Below are 4,388 nucleotides of genomic sequence, written 5' to 3' on the forward strand. Positions count from 1 at the left end.
CCATGGGGTATATCGGTCAGCTCTGTTGAGATTCCCATGGGGTATATCGGTCAGCTCTGTTGAGATTCGAGACGTTGCAATTCCCGTCGCCTTGCAAGATGCTATGTCTCGTCAAGCGCAAGCAGAACGCGAAAAGCAGGCGCGTGTCATTCTCGGCTCTGCCGAGGCTGCTATTGCCGGCAAGTTTGTCGAGGCAGCTGACACCTATGCAGGGCATCCTGCAGCGTTGCAGCTGCGAGCGATGAATATTATTTACGAGACAACGAAAGAGCGCGGCGCCACAATCCTGATCCCAAGCACGATGATCGATAGCTTGAATCCGCCTGCGGCCACAGCAATCCCTGCAACTCACGATAAGGGAGGCGCAGGCCCAGAGGTCTCATGGAGCAAAGTGGCGGCCTGATTGACGACAGGAAATATCGTCAGTTAACTTCTACGGTGATTGGCTTTGTCCAGGATGCCTGCCGAAGATCGGCTATCCAGGTTCCTTGGAGTGCGATTAGCCTGTGCCATCTTGCAGCAGGCGCTGGCATCCAGCGCCCTTGTTTTCGATAAGAGAGCATAATGCATTCATCAAGAGAACTTCGTGCAGCGACGCCGCCCGTCAATTGGTCTAACACGAGTTCCCCGTCAATCTGGAGGTAACGTTATGCGAAAAAGTAGAGATCGACGGCAGAACAACGGACCTGCAGCCGATATTGAGCATGCTGTGCTGTTGATGCAGACGCATGGACAGTCCTACGCATCCCGGTACCTCAAGAATATGAAGGTTCCCGACGAGACCATCGCGCGCGTGCTATCGGTGAATCCTAGTGACCGTCGGAGTGTGCCACATTGCGCGGGACCACACAGCACCTGGTCCGAAGGGGCAAACGAAACGCAGGAGCGCTCTACTCGTCCGCTCAGTTACACGTTCCGCGGTAAAATTATGCACAACCGCTAACATCCAGCAGTGCCATGAGACAGCCCCGGCTGCCTCGTGGTTGACTTAACGGCCGGATGGCGCGCTCGCTTCCGAAGTAGACTTGATGTCCGTCGCGCTGCCGCGTTCCAGTATGCCCTTCGCAACCGTTACCTGCTCGGACCTTTCAGTGTGCACCGAAATCAGCACATTGCCATTGCGAACCTTGCCGTCATACAGCTTGGCTTCGTATTCCGGAATACCCATGCCCACCAGACCGCCAATCAAGCCGCCTGCTGCGCCGCCAACCGCAGCACCGCCCAGGGCGGCCATGATTGGGCCTGCAGCGATGAATGGGCCGATCCCCGGGATGGCCAGCGTACCGATACCGGCCAGCCAGCCAAGCACGGCGCCAGTGCCCATGCCGGCAATGCCACCGGTGGTCGCACCTTCGGGCAGTTTCGTGTTTTGTTCGTGGGCGAAATCGCGGGTCCCGCCTTTATCCGGAAACAAGACGGAAATTTCGTTGTTGGAGAAACCGGCCTCCTTCAAATTGGCAACGATGCTTTCTGCGTGAGTGTGGTCCTGCGCAATGCCATATACGGCTGTACTCATAATAGTTCTCCAATTGAGTTAGTTACTCTTGATATCGATTTTATTGTCCACGCTGGACACGCCGGAGACTGACTTTGCGAGCGCTTCCACTTTACGTTTCTCGTCATCGCTCTGCACTGGCCCCCGCAGGGTTACAACGCCGCCTTCCGCCAGAATTTTGATGTTGTGCGCCATCACGGACAGTGACTTGTCCCTAAAAATAGCGCGGCGCACCGTCGCCAACAGTTTGCGATCAGCTTTCGCGTTCGATTGCGCTTGCGGCGTCTGTGAGCGTTCGACCTTGTCGCGACTGTTCACTTTGGTATTGTCCGCTACAGGCGTTGGCTGCCCTTGCTGTGGGGCTTGCGAAACCGTTGCGATGGGCGCCGCTTGCGCGATAGACCCGCTGGAACCGAGCGCAGTGACCAAAACTGCGCGCAGTACTTTCTTCGACACTTGTTTCATATTCGCCTTTCGGAAATCGCTGATGCGGAGGTCCATCATGGCGAGCGTAGAGAGACACGTCTGTTATGCCAATAACGTCCAGAAATCTTGAAAGGAATTCGGCCAGTCGCCAAACAATGCTCAGCACACTGAGCATACAGGTGCTCAGTCTGGCTTTCCTTGTGTTGCTGCTCCATCCGAGCAAACGTCCAATAAGATTCGCAGGTCCCCAGTGCGCTTTCACATGCAGCCCCGCCTGCCAGCATACTTGCTCCGACAACGAGGTTGAATACTGTAGTGAGGCTGCGGTGCGCCGACGCCGACAATGGCGCATCAATAACCTGCCGTTGCGTGCATCCATTCAATGGCGCAGCCCCAGCCTGGCTCCTTTCGCGAGGACGAGCGCTGGCCCACATTCCGATTTGCGCTATGGTGCACGTCCACTTGGTGCCGAAAAATTTCAAACTAGCGAGGCATGCGTCTCCGATCACCTGCTGCAGAAAATGCCAAGCCGAATTCCCGCGTGTCGTGGAAAGGYCGGGCAAACACCGACGTGATTAAACCGGCCGGCAAGCCGATAGACCAGGCGGTACGATATCCGAAATCTTCGCCAAATGCGGCCCTGGCTGAGATAACAATGGACACCTTCTTTGCCGTCAACTCATCAATGCGCCGAATCACCATAGCCCGTTGCCCGTCAGCCCTGCGTTTTGAACGCTGCGCGATACGAGGCCCGCAAATGCGAGCGCTCCTTGCCACAAGCAGTTCTTTATCCAGCGGAACGTATCGGCAGTCTATAGACCGGCTATGTATCCCGTCCTGAACCGGACCTTGGACGATACTCTTTGCATCCGACACTACGCCGGATGACCAGGGTGTGGCGCACGCCTGCTGACTCGCACGGCAAGGCAAGGCAAGGCAACTGCACTCGCGGCCTCGGCCGCATACAGCGCCCGCCGCTGCGGACTAATGCAAATCAAGCCGGCCACTAATGGTCGATTAGCGCATCAGGCCGATGGCCAGATCAGCTGATCAACGGCACGTCATATTTTATGGGGAACTAACCGAAATCATGGCCGGAAAAGTGCCAATCAGAAGAACATGCCTCGCTGCACGGGCGCCGGCCGGCGCGTCTACTCAGCCCCTCCCCGGTGTGGACCTTCGCGCACGACCCGAATCGGAAGCACGCGTCAGTTCATCACGGTTTTTTTGGATCGAACGCCACGTCCAGCACCTCATCAATGTGTTGCATAGCGCACTCCAGTCCCAGCGTTTTGGCAGTGCTGGCCGTCCAGGCTGAGACGGACAGGCGATAGTGCGTCACTGGCTGTGCGCTGCCTCGTCCGATGCTGATATGACAGTTCCACCTCATATTGGGTTTGCCCATCGCTTCTTTGACCACAAGACACGTGATCGCATGATCGCGATACTGTAGCACTTCCATTCGCTTCCCCTTCAGTCTGACGCCGTTCGGACGCCCCGCCGTTGAGTGCCTTCACTGCTCAGCACTGGTGCCTGCCTGGTCAACCGGCTTTCGCGCAAATGGCCACTTGCTATGATCGGACGCTTCGGTCGATTTTCCCAAAGTGTTTGCGTCACTCAATGCTTCATCATCCTGACGGGCGCCATCATCTTCCCGATCAGGTTCCCCGTTTGCTTGCCGGCTCTCTTCGTGTACGGCCTGTCCCTGCTCGCTGCCCCCTTGCTGCCCCGATCGCACCGATTGTGCATTGCCTTCCTGTTGCGGATCTCCCTCCATACCTTCGGTTCCTTCGGTGCGGACGTGCATCACCTCATCTTCGACAGCATCTGCCGGCGCCGCTGCATCAGCGCTTTTCAAACGAGGGATGTCATTGCCATCGCTACTGCTTTGATTCGTTTCCATGATCTTGCTCCGTCTTGAGAGTGATACCCCTGTGTAGCGGGCTTAGCCATGGTATTAGAGTACCTGGCGCAGGTCGTAGGCGCACACCTCCCTACGGCGTAGGAGGCGCAGCCCCGAGGGTGACAACGGCGCCTTGTTTGCTACCGGTTGGTGACCGCTGTATCCAGGATAACTTTCGAATGACAGCTATAGAGCGCTAGGAATGTGGAACGGGCAGGCGCCCAAATGCCAGCCGCGCGCGAAAGCTGTGATGGTCCCACGCTGCCGCCCGCATTTAATCCGGCGCCTTCAACTGTGGGGCTTTCCCATCCACTGCGGGTCGGACTGCACGCAATGCTTGGCGAGAGGCGCAAGCGCGCCGGCGCCGGCCCCAATTCGGCGTTAGTGGGGTGTGCAGCGCTTATAGCTGCGCGAGAGCGCGCGACCTGATGCAAAAACTTGATAACAGCTGATCCGCTTGGATTACATGGACATTTCGGGGCCGAGAATTTGGTCGGTCTGATCCGCTTGGATTACATGGACATTTCGGGGCCGAGAATTTGGTCGGTCAATGGCCTTCAAGCC

At 57.1% G+C, this 4,388-nt stretch carries 5 protein-coding genes; 1 reads left to right on the forward strand and 4 read right to left on the reverse strand.

What is annotated here, in order from left to right; genetic code table 11:
* Positions 1-403 (forward strand): SPFH domain-containing protein (locus tag AB4Z11_RS24350; RefSeq protein ID WP_442028274.1); only part of this gene is annotated, 403 nt, incomplete at its 5' end.
* Positions 404-988: 585 nt separating this feature from the next.
* On the opposite strand, the gene AB4Z11_RS24355 is transcribed toward AB4Z11_RS24350, so the two are convergent.
* From AB4Z11_RS24355 to AB4Z11_RS24370, 4 genes are all read right to left on the reverse strand, one after another.
* The gene (locus AB4Z11_RS24355; RefSeq protein WP_442028276.1) at positions 989-1,516 is read right to left on the reverse strand and encodes a hypothetical protein; all 528 of its coding nucleotides are present in this window, start codon (positions 1,514-1,516) and stop codon (positions 989-991) included.
* Between the two features lie 18 nt (positions 1,517-1,534).
* Positions 1,535-1,960, reverse strand: coding sequence for a BON domain-containing protein (locus AB4Z11_RS24360; RefSeq protein WP_442028277.1), 426 nt, complete (start codon positions 1,958-1,960; stop codon positions 1,535-1,537).
* Positions 1,961-3,137: 1,177 nt separating this feature from the next.
* Entirely contained in the window at positions 3,138-3,383 is a 246-nt protein-coding gene (locus AB4Z11_RS24365) for a hypothetical protein (protein ID WP_442028279.1), read from the reverse strand.
* 51 nt (positions 3,384-3,434) lie between these two features.
* The gene (locus tag AB4Z11_RS24370; RefSeq protein WP_442028281.1) at positions 3,435-3,824 is read right to left on the reverse strand and encodes a hypothetical protein; all 390 of its coding nucleotides are present in this window, start codon (positions 3,822-3,824) and stop codon (positions 3,435-3,437) included.
* Between the last annotated feature and the right edge of the window lie 564 nt (positions 3,825-4,388).

Source organism: Pseudoduganella sp. RAF53_2 (genome assembly GCF_052113985.1).
In the GTDB taxonomy this organism is placed as follows: domain Bacteria; phylum Pseudomonadota; class Gammaproteobacteria; order Burkholderiales; family Burkholderiaceae_D; genus Rugamonas.